Origin of the sequence: Demequina sp. NBRC 110052 (assembly GCF_002090075.1) — a bacterium.
GTDB lineage: Bacteria > Actinomycetota > Actinomycetes > Actinomycetales > Demequinaceae > Demequina.
Genome location: NZ_BBRI01000003.1, coordinates 53,370 through 72,308, shown reverse-complemented (window position 1 = coordinate 72,308; position 18,939 = coordinate 53,370). Strand labels below are relative to the sequence as shown.

The 18,939-nt window shown below is 69.9% G+C and carries 17 protein-coding genes; 8 read left to right on the top strand and 9 right to left on the bottom strand.

Features of this window, described 5'->3' with window-relative positions; all coding sequences use genetic code 11:
* Positions 1 to 23: 23 nt before the first annotated feature.
* Positions 24 to 1,403 (bottom strand): MFS transporter, encoded by a 1,380-nt coding sequence (locus B7K21_RS07805; protein ID WP_159448451.1) that lies wholly within the window; start codon positions 1,401 to 1,403, stop codon positions 24 to 26.
* Between the two features lie 105 nt (positions 1,404 to 1,508).
* Between B7K21_RS07805 and B7K21_RS07800 the strand changes: the two genes are divergently transcribed.
* Positions 1,509 to 2,084: a dihydrofolate reductase family protein gene (locus B7K21_RS07800; protein ID WP_084074894.1), complete on the top strand. Its 576-nt coding sequence runs from the start codon at positions 1,509 to 1,511 to the stop codon at positions 2,082 to 2,084.
* A 24-nt stretch (positions 2,085 to 2,108) separates the two neighbouring features.
* On the opposite strand, the gene B7K21_RS07795 is transcribed toward B7K21_RS07800, so the two are convergent.
* The gene (locus B7K21_RS07795) at positions 2,109 to 2,582 is read right to left on the bottom strand and encodes a tRNA (cytidine(34)-2'-O)-methyltransferase (protein WP_084074893.1); all 474 of its coding nucleotides are present in this window, start codon (positions 2,580 to 2,582) and stop codon (positions 2,109 to 2,111) included.
* Positions 2,583 to 2,607: 25 nt separating this feature from the next.
* Positions 2,608 to 4,362, bottom strand: coding sequence for a chloride channel protein (locus tag B7K21_RS07790; protein WP_200806280.1), 1,755 nt, complete (start codon positions 4,360 to 4,362; stop codon positions 2,608 to 2,610).
* A gap of 68 nt (positions 4,363 to 4,430) precedes the next feature.
* Here B7K21_RS07790 and B7K21_RS07785 point away from each other — a divergent pair, with 68 nt between their 5' ends.
* The 3 genes from B7K21_RS07785 to B7K21_RS07775 all read left to right on the top strand — a co-directional run bounded on the left by B7K21_RS07785 (position 4,431) and on the right by B7K21_RS07775 (position 8,624).
* The gene (locus tag B7K21_RS07785) at positions 4,431 to 4,904 is read left to right on the top strand and encodes a MarR family winged helix-turn-helix transcriptional regulator (RefSeq protein ID WP_084074891.1); all 474 of its coding nucleotides are present in this window, start codon (positions 4,431 to 4,433) and stop codon (positions 4,902 to 4,904) included.
* Between the two features lie 104 nt (positions 4,905 to 5,008).
* On the top strand, positions 5,009 to 6,856 hold the full coding sequence (locus tag B7K21_RS07780; protein WP_084074890.1) for an ABC transporter ATP-binding protein: 1,848 nt from the start codon (positions 5,009 to 5,011) through the stop codon (positions 6,854 to 6,856).
* A 67-nt stretch (positions 6,857 to 6,923) separates the two neighbouring features.
* Positions 6,924 to 8,624 (top strand): alpha-glucosidase, encoded by a 1,701-nt coding sequence (locus B7K21_RS07775; RefSeq protein ID WP_084074889.1) that lies wholly within the window; start codon positions 6,924 to 6,926, stop codon positions 8,622 to 8,624.
* A gap of 324 nt (positions 8,625 to 8,948) precedes the next feature.
* Here the strand turns inward: B7K21_RS07775 and B7K21_RS07770 are convergent, their stop codons facing one another.
* Both B7K21_RS07770 and B7K21_RS07765 read right to left on the bottom strand, forming a co-directional pair.
* Complete coding sequence (locus B7K21_RS07770; RefSeq protein WP_084074888.1) at positions 8,949 to 10,883, bottom strand: M13 family metallopeptidase; 1,935 nt, start codon at positions 10,881 to 10,883, stop codon at positions 8,949 to 8,951.
* Between the two features lie 53 nt (positions 10,884 to 10,936).
* Complete coding sequence (locus tag B7K21_RS07765) at positions 10,937 to 12,190, bottom strand: GNAT family N-acetyltransferase (RefSeq protein ID WP_159448450.1); 1,254 nt, start codon at positions 12,188 to 12,190, stop codon at positions 10,937 to 10,939.
* Positions 12,191 to 12,248: 58 nt separating this feature from the next.
* On the opposite strand from B7K21_RS07765, the gene B7K21_RS07760 reads away from it, so the two are divergent.
* The gene (locus B7K21_RS07760) at positions 12,249 to 12,698 is read left to right on the top strand and encodes a ribose-5-phosphate isomerase (RefSeq protein WP_084074886.1); all 450 of its coding nucleotides are present in this window, start codon (positions 12,249 to 12,251) and stop codon (positions 12,696 to 12,698) included.
* Positions 12,699 to 12,828: 130 nt separating this feature from the next.
* Here B7K21_RS07760 and B7K21_RS07755 read toward each other — a convergent pair whose 3' ends face one another.
* Together B7K21_RS07755 and B7K21_RS07750 are read right to left on the bottom strand one after the other, a co-directional pair.
* Positions 12,829 to 14,088, bottom strand: a complete 1,260-nt coding sequence (locus B7K21_RS07755; RefSeq protein ID WP_159448449.1) for a GNAT family N-acetyltransferase — start codon at positions 14,086 to 14,088, stop codon at positions 12,829 to 12,831.
* 113 nt (positions 14,089 to 14,201) lie between these two features.
* Positions 14,202 to 14,684, bottom strand: coding sequence for a CoA-binding protein (locus B7K21_RS07750; RefSeq protein WP_200806279.1), 483 nt, complete (start codon positions 14,682 to 14,684; stop codon positions 14,202 to 14,204).
* 237 nt (positions 14,685 to 14,921) lie between these two features.
* Between B7K21_RS07750 and B7K21_RS07745 the strand changes: the two genes are divergently transcribed.
* Complete coding sequence (locus B7K21_RS07745) at positions 14,922 to 15,422, top strand: Dps family protein (RefSeq protein WP_200806278.1); 501 nt, start codon at positions 14,922 to 14,924, stop codon at positions 15,420 to 15,422.
* Positions 15,423 to 15,699: 277 nt separating this feature from the next.
* On the opposite strand, the gene cysE is transcribed toward B7K21_RS07745, so the two are convergent.
* Positions 15,700 to 16,332, bottom strand: a complete 633-nt coding sequence (gene cysE / locus B7K21_RS07740) for a serine O-acetyltransferase (RefSeq protein WP_200806277.1) — start codon at positions 16,330 to 16,332, stop codon at positions 15,700 to 15,702.
* A gap of 40 nt (positions 16,333 to 16,372) precedes the next feature.
* Entirely contained in the window at positions 16,373 to 17,308 is a 936-nt protein-coding gene (gene cysK / locus B7K21_RS07735; protein ID WP_084074884.1) for a cysteine synthase A, read from the bottom strand.
* Between the two features lie 426 nt (positions 17,309 to 17,734).
* Here cysK and B7K21_RS07730 point away from each other — a divergent pair, with 426 nt between their 5' ends.
* Entirely contained in the window at positions 17,735 to 18,229 is a 495-nt protein-coding gene (locus tag B7K21_RS07730) for an SRPBCC family protein (protein WP_159448448.1), read from the top strand.
* A gap of 86 nt (positions 18,230 to 18,315) precedes the next feature.
* Complete coding sequence (locus B7K21_RS07725; RefSeq protein ID WP_084074882.1) at positions 18,316 to 18,735, top strand: DUF1761 domain-containing protein; 420 nt, start codon at positions 18,316 to 18,318, stop codon at positions 18,733 to 18,735.
* Positions 18,736 to 18,939: the final 204 nt, after the last annotated feature.

Here is an 18,939-nt window from a genome sequence, read left to right as displayed (position 1 = left end):
TGGGACTGGCGGTCGCGCGGCTGCTACTCGGGGAGCGTGTCGTCCAGGTCGGACGCGGCCTTCGTCTCCCACGGTTCGCCGGGCTTGACATCCTTGATGCGCGATCCCGCCGACCGGTCCCTCCGCCACGTCGCCGGGTGGTCCTGGCGTGCGAGCCAGTCCTCGGCGGAGCGCACGCGGATCACGGGGGACAGGGCCACGATGAGCCAGCCGATCACCGACCCGACGAGCGCGATCACGAACGTGGGGCCCAGCCCCAGGCGCGCGCCGAGCTCTCCGCCGACGAGCGCGCCGATGGGCATGACGCCCCACATCGCGAAGCGCATCGTCGCGGTCATGCGGCCCAGCATGCGAGGCGGGCACAGCTGCTGACGCATGGTGACGTGGGAGATGTTGAACACCGTGATGCCGCCGAAGCCGAGCAGCATCGACACGAGGATGACGGTGTATCCCGCCGCGGGCGAGACGACCAGCGCGATCGGGTAGGCGGCGGTGCCGGCGACGGAGAGTCCGAAGCCCCATACGAGCGTGCGGCCCGTGCCGAACCGGCGTTGCAGCCATGGCGCGAGCCGGGCCCCGCCGAGCGACGCGAACGCCGCGAGCGTGAACAGCAGTCCATAGGCCGTCTCGGAGATGCCCATCTCGCGCAGGATCAGGATCGCCAGGAGGGCGCGCGCCAGGTTGTCGAACAGGCCCACGACCGCGGCCGAGGCCGTGGTGCGGGACAGCAGCGGGTGGCGGAACACGAACGATGCGCCCTCGCGGACCTCTCCCCACAGCCCGGCCGCGGAGCGCTCGCCCCGCGCCTCTTCTCCGCGGATGCGCGAGACGGCGAACGCGCTCGCGAGATAGCCGACGGCTCCGGCGCCCAGCAGGTTGGGCGCCGCCATGACCTTGGTGAGCAGTCCCGCAGCGCCGGGGCCGGCGACCTGCGCCACGATCCCGACGGTCTCGAGGTTCGCGTTCGCCTGGCCCAGATGCTCCTTGCGCACGAGTGAAGGCACCACGGACAGGTACGCCACGTCGAAGAACACGGTGGCGAAACCGAGCGCGAGCGCGATTCCGATGAGCCACTCGATCGTGAGGTGGCCGGTGAGGTGCATGACGGGGATCGTGGCCATGAGTCCGGCGCGCGCGAGGTTGGCCGCAATCATGACGCGCCGCTTGGGAAGGCGGTCCACCCAGGCGCCGGCCGGCAGCCCGATGAACAGGAACGCCGCGGTCGACGCCGCCATGATGAGACCGGACTGGCGCTCGTCCGCGCCCAGGTAGTTGACGGCGGTGATCGGCAGTGCGAGTCGCGCCACCTGCACGCCGGCGTGCGAGATCGCCTCGCCGGTGATCAGGGTGGTGAAGCTGCGATTGCGCCAGAGGGAAGGGGTGGTCTCCGTCTCTGCCGTCACGAAGAGAGTCTGACATATGTCAGGCAATGCGCCGCGCGCCATTCTCGCGACGGGGAAGGTGCACCATGCAACAGACCGGACACAACTCGCCGGTACCGTAGGGGCATGACCGCACCCCCCGGCCGTCTCGTCGCGTACCTCGCCACCTCCGCCGACGGATGCATCGCGGGCCCCGACGACGCGGTCGGCTGGCTCCAGGAGCCTCGCAACTCGGGCGTCCCCATGGCGGTGGGCGCGTGGGCCGAGCGCGAGTCCGACGGGCTGCAGTTCGAGGAGTTCATCGAAGGCGTGGGCTGCCTGCTGATGGGGCGCCGCACGTTCGACATCGCGTGCGATTTCGGCACATGGCCCTACGGCGAGACCCCGGTGCTCGTCGCGACGCACCGCGACCTGTCGCAGGCCCCCGGCTCCGTGACGTCCTGCTCGGGCGACATCGTCGAGCTCGTGGAGCAGGCGCAGGCGGTCGCCGGCAGTGCGCATGTCTACGTCGACGGCGGCTCGCTCGTGCGGCAGGCACTCGTCGCGGGCCTGCTGGACGAACTCATCGTGACGGTGCTGCCCACGGTCCTCGGCGACGGGGTGAGGCTCTTCGAGTCACCGCTGCCGCGCACGGATCTCGCCGTCGCCGACGTGCGCAAGTACGGCGACGGCTACGTCCAGATCCACTACTGCCGCCGCTAGCGCCCGCCCGACGCTCGGGCCGGGTCAGACGTGACCGTCGAAGCCTGCCTGTCGCGCGGCTTCGTACGCGGCGATCGCCGCCGAGTTGGACAGGTTGAGCGAACGGCGCCCCGGCAGCATCGGGATGCGCACCCAGGCCGTGATGCGAGGGTGGGCGAGCACCGCGTCGGGCAGGCCCGTGGGCTCGGGCCCGAACAGCAGGATGTCCGTCGGCTCGTAGGTCACGTCCGTGTAGCGCGTCTCGCCGCGGCCGGTGAAGGCGAACACGCGCGCCTCGGGGAACTCCTCGAGCATCGCGTCCAGGCTCGGGTGCACCGTGACCGTCGCGAGGTCGTGGTAGTCGAGGCCGGCGCGGCGCAGCTTCGGCTCGGACAGGTCGAAGCCGAGCGGCTCGATCAGCCTCAGCGGCGAGCCCGTGACGGCCGACGTGCGGATCGCGTTCCCGGTGTTGTTCGGGATCCGCGGCTCGAAGAAGGCGATGGCGGGCAGCGCGTTCATGGCCGCAAGTCTCCCACGCGCCGGGTCACGCCCTGGCTGACATGCGCCGCAGCACCGCCTCGGCGCGCAGCCACCCGACGAGCGCGCCTTCGGCATCCAGCACCGGGAGGCCATCGTTGGACTCGCCCTCGAGCAGGCGGTCCAGCACCTCCTCGACGGGCGCCTCGGGAGCGACGTAGTCGCGCCATTCGATCAGCTGGGAGACCGTGACTTCGCGCGCGTCCTCATCCTCAGTGATGGCCGACGCTGCGGCGGCCAACGTGACCACGCCCACGTACTCGCCGTGCTCTGTGACGACGGGCAACGACTTGCGACCGGACTTGAGCAGCCTGTCGACGGCCTCGGTGGCCGACATGCGCGTGGACACGGTGCGCGGCGCCGTGCGCATGAGGGACTCGACCGAGACGCCGGCGAGCGCGGCGGCGCCCGGCCGGCGCGTCAGGTCGACGCCGCGGCGACGCAGCTTCGCCGTGTAGATCGAGTCCTTCGACACGTGCGAGGACAGCATGGTGGAGACGACCACGGCCAGCAGCAGCGGCAGGATGATCGTGTACTCGCCCGTGAGCTCGAACAGGATGATGACCGCGGTGATGGGTGCCCGCGAGGCGCCCGCGAAGACGGCCGCCATTCCCACGAGGGCGTACGCGCCAGGGGTGAGCCCCGCGTCGGGCAGGATCGCATCGAGCGACTGGCCGAACGCCGCGCCCAGCATCGCGCCTAGGAAGAGCGAGGGGGCGAAGACGCCGCCCGAGCCGCCGATCGCGATCGTCAGCGACGTCGCGACGATCTTCGCGAGCAGCAGGAGCACCAGGAAGCCGATGACGTAACCGCCCATGACGGCGTTCTCGAGCACGGGGTAGCCCACCCCGTACATCTGCGGGATCGCGAGCAGCAACAGGCCCAGCAACAGGCCTCCGACGCCGGGCCGCAGCCACTCGGGCCCCTTCCAGATCCTGTCCGCAGCGTCCTCGAACCAGTACAGCGCCTTCGTGAACCCGACGGCGACGAGCGCAGCGACCAGGCCCAACAGCGCATACATGCCGTACTCCCACACGTGCGCGACGTGGAACTCGGGCAGCACAAGGAACGCCTCGTCGCCCAGGACCGCGCGCGCGATCACCGACGCGGTCACGGAGGACAGGACGACCGCGGCGAACGTGCGCGCCGCGAAGCTCACCAGGAGCAGCTCCATCGCGAAGAACACGCCCGCGATGGGGGCGTTGAAGGTGGCCGCGATGCCGCCCGCAGCGCCGCAGGCGACGAGCAGCCGGACCTGCGACTCGTTGAGCCTCACGGCGCGGGCGAGGCTCGAGCCCAGCGCGGAGCCGATCTGCACGATCGGGCCCTCGCGCCCCACCGAGCCGCCCGAACCGATCGTGATGGCCGAGGCGAACGCCTTGACGAACGCGACCTTCACCGGGATGCGCCCGCCGCGCTTGGAGATCGCGTACATGACCTCGGGCACGCCGTGGCCACGCGCCTCGCGTGCCCAGCGGTGGATGATCGGGCCGTAGATGAGGCCGCCTACGGCGGGAGCGAGCACCACGAAGAGGCCGCCGAGCCACGGCACCCACGGGTGCGGCGCGTGGTCCGTGACAGCCGAGTAGTCAGCGTGGCCCGAGAAGAACAGCGTGGCGGACTCGATCAACCAGCGGAACGCGATCGCGCCGAGCCCGGCGGCGGCGCCGACGACGAGCGAGAGCGCGATGAGCGCCGAGTTCTCGGAGCGGCGGACCCAGGCGAGGGCGCGCTGCGGCAGGGATACGGGGGCGGGCGGCACGGGTGATTCCTCACGTGTAGACATGCAACTGTTGCACGGTAGCACGCGAGTCCGGCTAGCCTGGACGGATGGCACGGCCCACCTCACCGCTCGACGACACCGCGAGCGCCACGATCCTCGCCTCCCGCTCGCTCCTGGGCTACGTGGTGCGCTCGCTCGCCCCCGCGCTCGAGGAGCTCACGCTGGTCCAGTTCCGCGCGCTCGTCGTGCTCGACGGGCACGAGGGTGCGCGCATGTCCGACGTGGCGGCCCGCCTGGGGGTGCATCCCTCCACCCTCACGCGCACCATCGAGAGGCTCGAGGCGGGCGGCTGGGTCACCCGTACCTCGGTCGAGGGCAACCGCCGCGAGGTCCGCGTGGACCTCACGCCGCGCGCGCGCGACCTCGTCGCCCAGGTCACCCGTCGCCGCAGGGAGGAAATCGCCGGCACCCTCGCGACGATGAGCGCAGACGATCGCGAGGCCGTGCGCCGCGGCATGGAGCTGTTCGCCGCCGCCGCAGGCGAGGCCGCCCCGGACGAGCTGCTCGAGCTCGGGCTCTAGCCGGGAGGGAATGCCGGAGGCTGGCCGTACGCTGGCATGCACACGGCGGCGCGTCAGCCGCCGCACGACGAACGCGAGGCACGGTGGCACCAGGCGGCAGGGGAATGGTCCGGAACGAGGACGAGGCGCGCCGCCTCATCGCGGAGGCGCCCGCGATCCCGCACCTGTGGAGCCGCATCGGGCGTCTGTTCGCGCCCTACCGCGGGCACCTGGTGCTGACGGCGGCTCTCGTGATCGCGGCCTCCGGTGCGACCGTGGTGCCGCCCCTGATCGTGGAGCGCATCTTCGACGAGGCGCTGTTCCCGGCTGATTCGCTCGGTGGCACCGGCACGCCGGATCTGGGCCTGCTCGCCGAGCTGGTCGGCATCATGATCGCGATCTTCATCGCGGCCGCGATGCTCGGCGTCTGGCAGACGTACGTCACCTCCACCGTCGGCAATCGCGTCACCGGCGACCTCCGCGTGCGCCTGTTCACGCGCCTGCAGTCGATGGAGCTCGCCTTCTTCACGCGCACCAAGACCGGAGTGATCCAGTCGCGCCTCCAGAACGATGTGGGCGGGGTCGCGGGCGTGCTGACCACGTTCGTGCAGTCGATCGTCGGCAATGTCGTCACGGTCGTCGCGAGCCTCGTGGCGATGCTGCTGCTCGACTGGCGGCTCACGGTGCTCGCGGTGATCCTCATGCCCGCGCTCGTCGTGGTGCAGCGCCGCGTGGGCCGCGTGCGCCAGCGCATCGCCGCGCGCACGCAGGAGAGCCTGTCCGAGATGACGGCGATCACGCAGGAGACGCTGTCGGTCAGCGGCATCCTGCTGTCGAAGACGTACAACAGGCAGCGGTTCGAGACCGCGCGCTACTCCGACGAGAACTCGAACCAGATCCGCCTCCAGGTCAGCCAGGCCATGAGTGGGCAGTGGTTCTTCGGTCTGGTCAACGTGGTCATGTCGTCTGTCCCCGCCGTGGTCTACCTCGCCGCCGGCTGGCTCATCGCGCGCGGCTCTGGCGATGCGGCCGGCACCACTCTCACGGCGGGAACCATCGTCGCGTTCACCACTCTTCAGGCGCGGCTGCTGTTCCCGCTGATGGCGCTCATGCGCGTCGCGCTCGAGGTGCAGACCTCGCGCGCGCTGTTCGCGCGCATCTTCGAGTACCTGGACCTGGAGCCGCAGATCGCGGACGCGCCCGACGCGGTGGCCGCCGACGATGCGCCAGGCCCCATGGGGCAGGTCGAGTTCCGCGGCGTCGGGTTCACGTATCCCGGCGCGCGCGAGGACGCGCCGCCGACTCTCGCCGACGTGTCCTTCGTGGCGCGCCCGGGCGAGACGCACGCGTTCGTGGGCCCCTCGGGGGCCGGCAAGACCACCGTCGTGTACCTGGCCGCTCGTCTCCACGAGGCGTCGGAGGGTGCGGTGCTGTTCGCAGGCGAGGACGTGCGCAATCTGACGCAGGAGTCCGTGGTGGACCGCATCGGGGTCGTCACGCAGGAGACCTACCTCTTCCATGACACGATCGCCGCGAACCTGCGATACGCGAAACCAGACGCGACGGACGCCGAGCTCGAGGCCGCGTGCCGCGCGGCGAACATCCACACCACCATCGAGGGCTTCGCCGAGGGCTACGAGACCGTGGTGGGCGAGCGCGGCTACAGACTCTCGGGAGGCGAGAAGCAGCGCATCGCGATCGCGCGCGTGCTCCTCAAGGACCCGCCGGTGCTCCTTCTCGACGAGGCCACGAGCGCTCTCGACACCGTGAGCGAGCGCGTGGTCCAGGAGGCGCTCGACGCGGCCGCGCGCGGCAGGACTACGCTCGTCGTCGCGCATCGGCTCTCGACCGTGGCCGGCGCCGACGTGATCCACGTCGTCGAGCGCGGCCGCATCGTCGAGTCAGGCAGCCACGCGGAGCTGGTCGAGCGCGGGGGCCTGTACGCGACGCTCGCCGCCGGTCAGAGTCACTAGAGGGCAGCGCGGCCGAGCGGCCGTCCTAGGCTGAGAGGCGACGACGTCGTCGACGAAGGGAACCGCCATGGGTGCCGACTGGTTCAGGTCTGCGGTGGTCTATCAGATCTATCCGCGCAGCTTCCAGGACTCGAACGGGGACGGGATCGGCGACCTTCCCGGCATTCGTCGTCGCCTTCCCTACCTGGAGGCGCTCGGCATCGACGTGCTGTGGCTCTCGCCCATCTACGCCTCCCCGCACGCGGACAACGGCTACGACATCTCCGATTACCGCGCGATCGATCCAGCGTTCGGCACCATGGCGGACTTCGACGCGCTGCTCGCGGACGCGCACGCACGTGGCATCAGGATCGTCATGGACCTCGTCGTCAACCACACCTCGGACGAGCACCCGTGGTTCCTCGAGTCGCGCGCCTCCAGGCACAGCGCGAAGCGCGACTGGTACTGGTGGCGCCCACCGCGCGAGGGGCGCGAGTACGGCGACCCTGGCGCTGAGCCCACGAACTGGCGCAGCTTCTTCTCCGGCCCCGTATGGGAGGGCGACGACGACACGCAGGAGTACTACCTGCACCTGTTCCACACCAAACAGCCGGACCTCAACTGGGAGAACCCGGAGGTGCGCGAGGCGGTGTACGACATGATGCGCTGGTGGCTCGACAAGGGCGTCGACGGCTTCCGGATGGACGTCATCAATCTCATCTCCAAGGTGCTGCCGCTCGCGGATGGCGAGCCCGGCGCGGTCGGCCACGCGGATGGCTCGGCTCAGTACACCTCGGGGCCGCGGATGCACGAGTTCCTCCAGGAGATGCACCGGGAGGTCTTCGCGGAGCGCGAGGCGCAGCTGCTCACCGTCGGCGAGATGCCAGGCGTGACCCTCGAGGACGCACTGCTCGTCACCGACCCCGACAGGCGCGAGCTCGACATGGTCTTCCAGTTCGACCATGTGGGCGTGGACCACGGGCCCGGCGGCAAGTTCGATCCCCGCCCACTCGATCTCGCGCGCCTCAAGGCGATCCTGGGCCGATGGCAGACAGAGCTGGGAGAGCGCGGCTGGAACAGCCTGTACTGGGACAACCACGACCAGCCGCGCATCGTGTCGCGCTACGGCGACGACGGCGAGCACTGGGCGCGCTCGGCGAAGGCGCTCTCGGCCGTGCTGCATCTCATGCGCGGCACGCCATACGTCTATCAGGGCGAGGAACTCGGCATGACGAACGCGGGGTTCGGCTCGATCGAGGACTATCGCGACGTCGAGTCGCTCAACGCGTACGACGAGCTGACCTCCCACGGATGGGAGGCGGGCCGCATCCTCGCGGGCCTGCGCGCGCAGAGCCGCGACAATGCGCGCACGCCGGTGCAGTGGGACTCGTCGCGCCATGCGGGCTTCACGACGGGGGAGCCGTGGCTGAAGGTCACGGCGAACCACACGTGGCTCAATGCCGAATCTCAGGTGGGCGACCCGGACTCGGTGTGGACCTTCCACCGCGACCTCATCGCGCTGCGCCATCGCGAGCCCGTGGTCGCAGACGGAGACTTCACGATGCTCGTGCCTGACGATCCGCAGGTGTTCGCGTATCGACGCACGCTGGGCGGCGCTGAGCTGACGGTGGTCGCGAACCTCTCCGGAGAGCAGGTGACCGCGCCGATCGCGCTCGAGGGCGAGGAGGTCCTCGCGAACGTCGCCCAGGCGGATCGCCTGCCCGACGCGGGGGCCGGCTCGGTCGCGCTGGCGCCGTGGGAGGTGCGCGTCCTCCTGCAGGAGGCGTGAGCGCCCTGGCTGAGGCCGCACGGGGTGTGAGGAGGCGTGAGCGCCCCGGAACGCCGAAAGCGGGACCGAGCCCTCAGGCTCGATCCCGCTTCCGGTCTTGAAGTTCTAGGGTCGACTCACTGGCCGCAGCCGCAGCCTCCACAGGCGCATCCGCCCGAGGACTGCTCGGCAGCGGGCGTCTCGGCCTTGATGTCGATCAGGTCGATGCTCTTCACGTCTGCCATAGGGTGCTCCAATCTCTCGGGGCGGACCGGTACAGGTCCGTAGCGACACTGTACGTCACGTGCGCGCCGCGCGGAACGCCCCGGCGCGCACGTGTGGACGTCACCAGATGCTGACGCGCTCCTCGGGATCGAGCCACAGGTCGTCACCCTCGGTCACGCCGAACGCCTCGTACCAGGCGGCGACGTTGCGCACGATGCCGTTGACGCGGAACTCGCTCGGCGAGTGCGGGTCGGTGTTGAGTCGCGTGATGAGCGCCTCGTCGCGCGTGACCATGCGCTCGGTCAGCGCGTATCCGATGAAGAACCGCTGCGCGGCGGTCAGTCCGCCGACCTCGGGGGCCTCTGCAATGGGGTGACCCAGCGCGATCTCGTACGCCTTGAGCGCGATCTCGACGCCCGCGAGATCGCCGATGTTCTCGCCGACCGTGAGTGCGCCGTTGACCTTGTGCTCGTCGGACAGCTGCGCGGGGGAGTAGCCGTCGTACTGCGCGATGAGGGCCTTGGCGCGCTCCATGAATGCCTCGCGGTCCGCCTCGGTCCACCAGTCGTCGAGCTTGCCGGTGCCGTCGTACTTGGAGCCCTGGTCGTCGAAGCCGTGGCCGATCTCGTGGCCGATCACGGAGCCGATTCCGCCGTAGTTCACGGCGTCGTCCGCCTCGGGGTGGAAGAACGGGGGCTGCAGGATCGCGGCGGGGAACACGATCTCGTTGGCCATCGGCAGGTAGTACGCGTTGACCGTCTGCGGCGTCATGAGCCACTCGGTGTGATCCACGGGCTTGCCGATCTTGGACCACTCCCAGTCCTCCTCGAACGCCGACGCTGAACGCACGTTCCCGAGCAGGTCCTCCGAGCTCACGGCGAGGCCCGTGTAGTCGCGCCACTTCTCGGGATAGCCGATCTTCGGGGTGAACTGCGCGAGCTTGGCCAGCGCGCGCTCGCGAGTCTGCGGCGTCATCCACGGCAGGCTCTCGATGGACGTGCGGTACGCCTCGATGAGGTTCGCCACGAGGCGGTCCATGTGCTGCTTGTGGTCCGGCGGGAAGTGCTCCTTCACGTACTCCTGGCCCACGAGCTCGCCCGCGACGGCCTCCACGAAGCCCACGCCGCGCTTCCAGCGGGCCCGCTGCTCGGTCGCGCCGGACAGCACGGTGCCGTAGAACTCGAAGTTCGCCTTCGAGATCTCCTGCGTCAGGTAGGGGGCGCGCGAGTTGACGATGCGCCACCGCAGGTACGTCTTCCACGTCTCGAGGTCGATCTCCTCCCACAGCGCCGCGAAGGCCTCGAGGTAACTGGGCTCGCTCGCGATCAGCAGGTCGTGCGCGGCCTCGGGCAGCAGGATTGCCTCCGCCCATGCGCGCCACGGGAAGCCGGGCGCCTCGTCGGCGAGGCCTGCGAGCGTGGTGGGGTTGTGCGTGAGTTCCGCCTCGCGGGTCTTCACGACGTCCCAGTGGTGCTTCGCGAGCGCCGTCTCGAGCGCCATGACGGACTCGCCGGTGAACTCGATGCCCGTGAGGTCGGCCATGCGGTCCAGATGGGCGACGTACTTGCCGCGCGTCGCGGCGTGCGCGTCCTCTCGGTAGTACGCCTCGTCGGGCAGGCCCAGGCCGGACTGCGACAGGTAGACGACGTTGCGGTCCGGGTCGAACTTGTCGGCGAACACGTAGTAGCCCACGGTGCCCGTGACGCCCGCGCGCTGGAGCACGCCCAGGGCGGCGGCGAGCGCGTCCTTGTCAGCGGCGTCCTCGACGAGCTGGAGGTCGGCGTCGAGCGGCTCGGTGCCGAGCGTGTCCAGACGCTCGACGTCCATGAAGGACGTGTAGAGCGCGCCGATCAGGTCGTGAGCGTCGGCCGCCTCGATGATCTGGCGCGTGTGCTTCTCCGCCTCGTCGCGGAGCGTGTAGAAAGAGCCGTCGGCCGCGCGATCCGCAGGGATGACGTGGTTCGCGACCCAGTCGCCGCTGACGTAGCTGAAGAAGTCATCGCCGGGGCGGACGGTGGTCGAGAGCTCGGAGGTGTCGATGCCGGTATGCGTCATGCGTCCACCCTAGGCGGGCGCGCGAACACCCACGGCGAGGTTTCGCTGTCGGCCTAGAAGTGGAAGTTCGCGCCCGGCATCACATCCCCCTGAAGCGCTCGCGACAGCTCGGCGGCCGCGCCCGCGCGCCGCTCGTCGATCTGCCCTGCCTGGTGCAGCGACCGCACCGTGACCCCGCCCCAGTACACGCTGGACAGCTGCTGGATCGTCAGCGCGAGATCGGCCTCGGTGTCTGGGATGTCGACTCGCTGGATCCGGCCGCCCTCGCCCGCGTCGCACGTGAGCCGCCACACGCCGGCGTTCTCCGGCAGCACCTCGTCCTCGAGCGAGAACGTCACGGAGGCGTCGGCGCCGTAGGCGCGTGCGGCCATGCAGGCCTCGACGTCCAGCAGGCGCGCCCAGATGCCGTCGTAGACGTGCTTGACGACGCCGCGGTGCGGGCCGATGAGGCGCAGCAGCGGATGGTCGGGCGTGAACATGTCGGTCTCGACCTTGCCGCTCAGGTCGATCGTGGTCAGCACCTCCCAGAGCCGGCGCTCGGCCGCCGGCGTGATCGCGGCGTGGAAGCCCACACGCACCACGTCGCCGGGCACGCCTCCCTCCCACTTGCTCTCGCGGCGGAACGTCGCGACCGCGACAGGCTCGTCCCCATCCCGCACCACGACCACGCGGCGCGGCTCCTTCTCACCACGGGCGTGTGGCAGCTCGATCGTGTACCAGCCGAGCACCTCCGCGTCCATGGCCGCACTGCCCGGGCGGTCCATGGAGGCCGCGAGGTGGGACAGGATCGGTCCGTGGGTGTCCGGCTCCAGCGTCTCGATCTCGACGGAGAGCGCATCCGCACCCTCGACGGGTGCGAGCGTGACCCCGCGGCCCACGCTCAGCTCCAGGCACTCGCCGATCATCCCGTAGCCGAACCGCCCATAGATGGCCTGCTCGGCCGCCCACAACGTCGACATGATCGCGCCGTCGCGCTTGGCGACCGCGAAGTGGTCGCGGATGAGGCGCGAGAGGATGCCGCGGCGCCGGTGCCCGGGGTGCACTGACACGATCGTGAGCCCCAGGTTCGGCACGCGCGCGCCTCCCGGCACGATCGTCGGCATCTCGAACGCGCCATAGTCGCCGCGATAGCGGCCCGTCGCGATCTCCTCCGCCACGCGCGTGAAGCGCCACGGCACGTGCGCGTCGGCGATCGGCTCGTCGCCTGCGGCGACGCCCTCGGCGAAGCCCATCGCCAGCAGCTCGTTGACGTCGCGGCGCCGGTCTTCCGAGGGCGTGACGATGCGGTAGGTCGAGTCGAAGTCCATGACGACAGTGAACCACCAGGGTGCGACAGACGCCCGACGACGCTGGCATGATGTCCCCATGCGTCTCCACATCGCCGCGGACCATGCAGGCTTCGAGCTGAAGCAGCACCTCATCGAGCACTTCTCTGCCGCCGGGGTCGAGGTCGTCGACCATGGCGCGTACGAGTACGACGCGCTCGACGACTATCCATCGTTCTGCATCTCGGCGGCTGAGGCCGTGAAGGAGACGCCCGGGGATCTGGGCATCGTCATCGGCGGCTCGGGCAATGGCGAGCAGCTCGCCGCCAACCGGGTCGCGGGCATCAGGGCGGCGCTGATCTGGTCGGTCGAGACTGCGAAGCTCGCTCGCCAGCACAACGACGCGCAGGTGGGTTCGATCGGCGCGCGCATGCACTCGCTCGAGGACGCCACGGCGATCGCGGAAGCGTTCGTCTCCGAGCCGTTCAGCGGCGACGAGCGCCACCAGCGCCGGATCGATCTGATGCTCGACTACGAGGCCGGTCGCTAGAGCCGCTCCGCCGTCCACCGCGGCGGCGTCGTCTCCCCAGCGTCGGGCATGCGCCCCGGGGTCGCGTCGCGCATCGTCACCCGTGGACCACCGGCGGCGCGGTCTCGCCGCCGGTGCCAGGGCGACCCCTTCAGAAGTCCCAGTTCGCCAGAGGTGCGACGGGGGACATCATCGCCACCGCCAGCTCGCGCGCCTGGCCCGCCGTGTGCTCGCGTACGAGGCCGGCCGCGGAGAGCGACTCGACGGACGTGCCGCCCAGGTACACCGTGGACAGATGGCGCACGTCCATAGACAGGTCCGCAGGCGCGTCGGTGCGCGTGACCTCGGCCTCGCCACCGTCGATGCGCAGGCGCCACGTCCCGGCGTTGTCAGGCACGTGCTTGTCGGTGAGCGCCACGGTCACGTCGCAGTCGTGGAAGTACTCGCGCGCCTGCAGCGCCGCCGGCACGTCGAGCAGGCGGATCCACAGGTTGTCGATCACCTTCGAGCGCGCGCCGCGTGCGTCCTTGAGCTGGTGCAGCAGCGGGTCGTCGGTGGCGAGGTTCTCGGTGTACGTCGTCTCGACGAGATCGAAGTCCGTGAGCGTCTGCCACAGGCGCTGGGACGCGGCGGGGGTGAGCGCGCCGAACTCCCTCACCTGACACACGCCGTCGTGGATGCCGATCGACGAGTCCGCGCGGCGGCGGAAGAACGCGTAGGCGACGGGCTCGCCCCTGTCCTCGACGATCGCGAGGCGCCACTTCTCCATGCCCTTGCGGTTGCCGACGGGGTCCGTGAAGCGCGCGTTGCGGCCCGAGCCGACCGGATTCAGGATGGTGCCGGGGCGCGTGAGCCGCGCCTGGAGGTCGGAGACGAGCTGGTCGTGCTGGTCGAAGTCGGCGCGCTCGAGCCTCACCGTGAGATCGTCGGCGCCCTCGACCGGCCACATCTTGGAGCCGCGCGGGATCTCCGCCTTCACCGTCTGTGCGCCCATGCCGTAGCCGAAGCGCGAGTAGATCGCGGCCTCCATGGCGTACAGCGCGCTCACGGCCTCGCCTCGCGCGATGCTGCGGGAGAAGTGGTCGTGCATCATCGCGGTCATGAGGCCCCGGCGGCGGTGCGCGGGGTGGACGCCCAGCCAGGACAGGCCTGCGGTGCTGACCCGCCGCGCGTCTGGCACGATCATCTCGGTGCCGAAGCTCGCGTGCACGGCAGCGATCTCTCCGAACTCGCCGCGGCGCTCGTCGGTGACCTGCAGGCCACGCGCGCGCTCCACCGGCAGGGCGTCCACGTAATCCTGGCGATCCTCGAGGAGCCATTCACCCACGAAGGCCCACTGGACCACCTGGAAGAACTCGTCGAGGCGTTCCTCGGGGACGGAGATGGACTGGTAGCCGGCTGCCTTCTTCATGACTCCACCTTTTCGAACTTTGCTGTTCTTTTCCATTCCTGTGGATATGGTCACGCCTCGGAATACGTCCGACGCGGCTCCCGGCCGTGCGACTGAGGCGCGGCGGGGAGGGCTCAGCGACGCGCCGCCGCGATGCGGTCCGCGAGGCGCGCGTACTCGACCTTGAGGCAGCGGTTCTGCACCACCGTCGCGCCTGCCGTCGAGGCGGCGGCGGCCGCCGCCGCATGACGGATGCCGAGCTGCATCCACACGATCGGAGCGCCCACGTCGATGGCTTCGTCGACCACCGGCGGGACGTGCTCGGATCGACGGAAGATGTCCACGATGTCGGGCTCGACCGGAAGGTCCGCGAGCGAGTCGTAGAACGCGTGCCCGCGGATCTCCGTGTCGCCCGCGGCGGGGTTGACGAGGTACACCTCGTAGTCGGTGTGGTCCATGAGCCACAGGGCGATCTGGTGGCTCGTGCGGTCCGCGCGCGGCGATGCGCCCACGACCGCGACAGTACGGGCCCGCGCGAGCAGGTCCACGAGAACGCCGTCGTCCGGAGCGTCGGACGACGAGGGCATCGGACAGGCGAGCTCTGCATCGATCGTCATACGGATCGCAACCCCTTCGCGCGGACGGACATTCCTGCAGCCCATTCGACCACGGTCGCGGCGCAGCACCGAATCGAGGTCCGCTCCGGGTGCCCTCAGCGCGCGTGCCAAGGCCTGCGGACGGACACTGGAGGAGGACGCGGGCGCGGACGGACGGCGTGGAATGCGGACCGGGCCGCACCTGTTGCCCACCCATGAGGGGCGACCAGCCCCCACCCGAGACGAAGGAGGATTGACATGGCGTCGAACAAGCCCGTGCAGACCGCCGAGGACGCCCCCATGATCGGCATCAAGGCAGAGGATCTGCGAGCCATCAACCAGGGCCTCGCGCAGGTGCTCTCCGACACCTTCACCCTGTACGTCAAGACGCAGGGCTACCACTGGAATGTGACGGGCCCGCACTTCCGTTCGCTCCACCTCATGTTCGAGGAGCAGTACGTCGAGCTCCGCGACGCGGCTGACGAGATCGCTGAGCGCATGCGTGCGCTGGGCTCCGGCGCGCCCGGTTCGTTCGCCGAGTTCCTCGAGCACGCGTCAGTCAAGGACAACCAGCCCCAGACCGACGCGATGACGATGGTGACCACGCTCGCCGACGACCACGCGACCATCGCGCGCCTCGTGCGTCCGCTGGTGGACGTGGCGGAGGAGGCAGGCGACGGCGCTACGGCTGACCTGCTCAACGCGCGTCTCGCCGCCCACGAGCAGGCGGCGTGGATGCTGCGGTCGTTCGCGGCCTGACCCGCGACCCCGCGCAGGGGAGCGGAAGCAGGGCATAAGAAACGGGCCCCCGCCTCACGGCGGGGGCCCGTTCTCCTGAGCGCGGCTGAGGGGTTCGCGCCAGGTCTAGCGGCCGAGTCCCAGGCTCGAGGCGGCACCGGCGATCCTGGGATCGCCCCCTTCGGCCCGCCCCCTGTTCCGGGACCGACAATACGGACAGTCTAGGTCGGTGGCTCGGCCCGCGTCAGGCCGGTGTGAGGAATTCCGCATCCGTGTGCGGGGCCGTCCTGCGAGTCGTCTAGATGTAGTACATCGCGGGCTCGTGGCCCACGTCGTCGGCGTGCACGTGGGAGTCGCCCTCGTCCACGCACGAGGCCGCAGTGTGGGCCTCCGCGGGCTTCGGGTGCTCGCGCACCTTCGCCGGGATTCCGACGGCGGTGGCGCCGTTCGGGACGTCCTTGACCACCACGGCGTTGGCGCCGATGCGGGCGTCGGAGCCCACGTACACCGGGCCCAGGATGCGTGCCCCCGCGCCGATGACGACGCGGTCACCGATCGTGGGGTGTCTCTTGCCCGGGCTCATGGACGTGCCGCCGAGGTTGATGTTGTTGAACATCAGCACGTCGTCGCCCACGACGGCCGTCTCGCCGATGACGACTCCCATGCCATGGTCGATGAAGACGCGCCTGCCCAGCTGCGCGCCCGGGTGGATCTCGATGCCCGTGCGGCGGCGCGCGAACTGCGACACGAGGCGGCCGAGAGAGCGGCGCCCCCGCATCCACAGCCAGTGCGCCACCCGGTGATACCAGACGGCGTGGACGCCCTGGTAGGAGACCCAGATGACGAACGACGAGGGCGCGGCAGGATCGCGGTGACGCGCGGCAGCGACGTCCTCCGCCATCAGCGCGAGTCCGCGCGGCCTGTCAGTCATCTGGGTCTCCTCTCCGGGTAAGGATCGTGCGGTGGTGATGTCAGTCCATCAGGTCCGAGTAGAGGACCGACGAGAGGTAGCGCTCACCGAACGACGGGATGATCGCGACGATGGTCTTGCCGGCGTTCTCGGGGCGCTTCGCGACCTCGATGGCGGCGTGCAGTGCGGCTCCCGAGGAGATGCCCACGAGCAGGCCTTCCTTGCGGGCTGCCGCGCGAGCGGTGGCGACGGCGGTCTCGGCGTCCACGTCGAAGATCTCGTCGTAGATCTCGGTGTTGAGGATCTCAGGCACGAAGTTGGCGCCGATGCCCTGGATCTTGTGGGGGCCGGGCTGGCCGCCGTTGAGGATGGGCGACTCCGCGGGCTCGACTCCGATGATCTGCACGCCGGGCTTCTTCTCCTTGAGGACCTCGCCCACGCCGGTGATCGTGCCGCCGGTGCCGATGCCGGCGATCACGATGTCGACCTCGCCGTCCGTGTCGTTCCAGATCTCGAGCGCGGTGGTCTTGCGGTGGATCTCGGGGTTCGCCTCGTTGGCGAACTGCTTCGCGAGGATCGCGCCGGGGCGCTCCTCGACCAACTTCTCTGCGGCCTGTACCGCGCCGCGCATGCCCTCGGGCCCCGGCGTCAGGATCAGCTCGGCGCCGAACGCGCGCAGCAGGGCACGGCGCTCCTTGGACATCGTCTCCGGCATCGTCAGCACGATGTTGTAGCCGCGCGCGGCGCCGACCATGGCGAGCGCGATGCCGGTGTTACCGGACGTGGCCTCGACGATGGTGCCTCCGGGCTGCAGGTCGCCGGACGCCTCGGCGGCGTCCACGATCGCCACGCCCAGGCGGTCCTTGACGGAATTGGCGGGGTTGTAGAACTCAAGCTTGCCGAGGATCGTCGCGTCGACGCCTTCGGCGAGAGCGTTGATGCGGACGAGGGGGGTGTTGCCGATGAGCTTCGTCGCGTCGTCGTAGATGCGTGCCATGGTGAGTGGTTGTCCTTACCTGTCAGTGATTTCCGGGGTGGGTAACGCAGTGGTGCGCGTGCGACATTCCTGGTGATCAGGATGCCGGGGCGAGCGCTGGCGGCGGGCGGCCGTGGTCTCCCTCACCGTGAGGTGTGGTCGCCAGCGCTCTACAGACAGCAGCAGGCGGCGCGCATGCAGGGCATGCACGGGGCAGCACACATCGCGAGGGCAGGAGCAGGCGTCGTGATGACGCGGCTCTCGATGCTCATCTCGCGTGCCTTTCGTGTGCGGACCTGGCCAGGGTAGCCCTCTCGCGCACGCACCGGCAAGCCTCGTCGCCCGCCCGACGCGGTGACCACGCCTCGTACGGCCCCCGCCGCCGCGTCGGGCATGTCCGTGTCGCCCGTAGGCTGGGTGCCGACCGTCCCGGCCGAAGGAGGATCCGTGGGAGCAGTGCCTTACATCGAGGAGCACACCGTCGAGGGCTTCGTGCGCGCGACCGCGCTCGAGCTGTGGGACCTGCTGACGGACCCCGAAGCCCTCGCGGAGGCGAGGTCGGAGATCACGTCGATCGAGCTGCTCGACGGCGAGATGGGTGAGGTCGGCGGGCGTACGCGCACCATGCTGAAGGTGGGCCGCACGGAGTTGATGCTGACCGAGGAGACGACGGCCGCCGAGCGTCCCCGGCTGCTCGCGCGCTCCGCGATGAACCCGCGCGTGACGTCGCAGTGGGAGTGGACGCTCGAGGACGCCGACGGCGGCTGCAAGGTCATCGCAGTGTCCCGCCTCGAGGCTCAGCTCGGCGCACTGCAGCGGTGGGCCGTCAAGCGCCAGCACCTCTCCCGGGTCAAGGACGCGAACGAGAGCCTGCACCGTCAGTGCGAAGAACTGAGCGCGTACTTCGACGAGCGGCGCGCGACCACCTCGTTCGATATCTAGGCTCGCCGCCCAGCGCGCGAGGCGTGCCGCGGCCATACTGAGGCCAGGCGCGCAGCACCCCGGCTGCAGCCCAGAGAGGGATCGCCATGGAGTGGCTCTCGTTCGCAGGCGTCGACTGGCTCGGCGTGCTGCTCGCCTTCGTCGCATCGTTCGTGTTCGGCTGGCTGTGGTACTCGCCTTTCGCCCTCTTCCCCGTCTGGAGCAAATGGGGCGAGCTCGACGAGGAGAAACTGAAGAACGCCAACATGGGAGCGGTGTTCGGGCAGATGATCGTCGGCAATGCCATGGGGATCCTCGGGGTCGCATGGCTCATGGCGGCGCTCGGCGTGAGCGGCGCGCTCGAGGGGCTCGTGCTCGGCCTGGTGGTCGGCCTGCTGTTCCGCGCAGGCGCGCACCTCGTGCACAACGGATTCGCGCAGAGGCACTCGGGCGTGACACTCATCGATTCGGCGCACGACACGCTCGCGCTCGGCATCGCCGGACTTGTACTCGGCCTATTCATGTGACTCGCTAGCGCGCGGAATGCCTGCTTCGCATGCATTCTCCGGCGTGGGAACGTGCGGAAAACCGCACTCTGTGCTGGCCATGAGGCCGCAAATGCGGGACTATTGACGAAGTCGCGCAGTGCGGCTGAAAGGTATGGACGATGGCAACGTTCCGGAGCACCCTCAGCGCGGTGGGGCAGGCGACCACCGCATCGCATCGGCGCG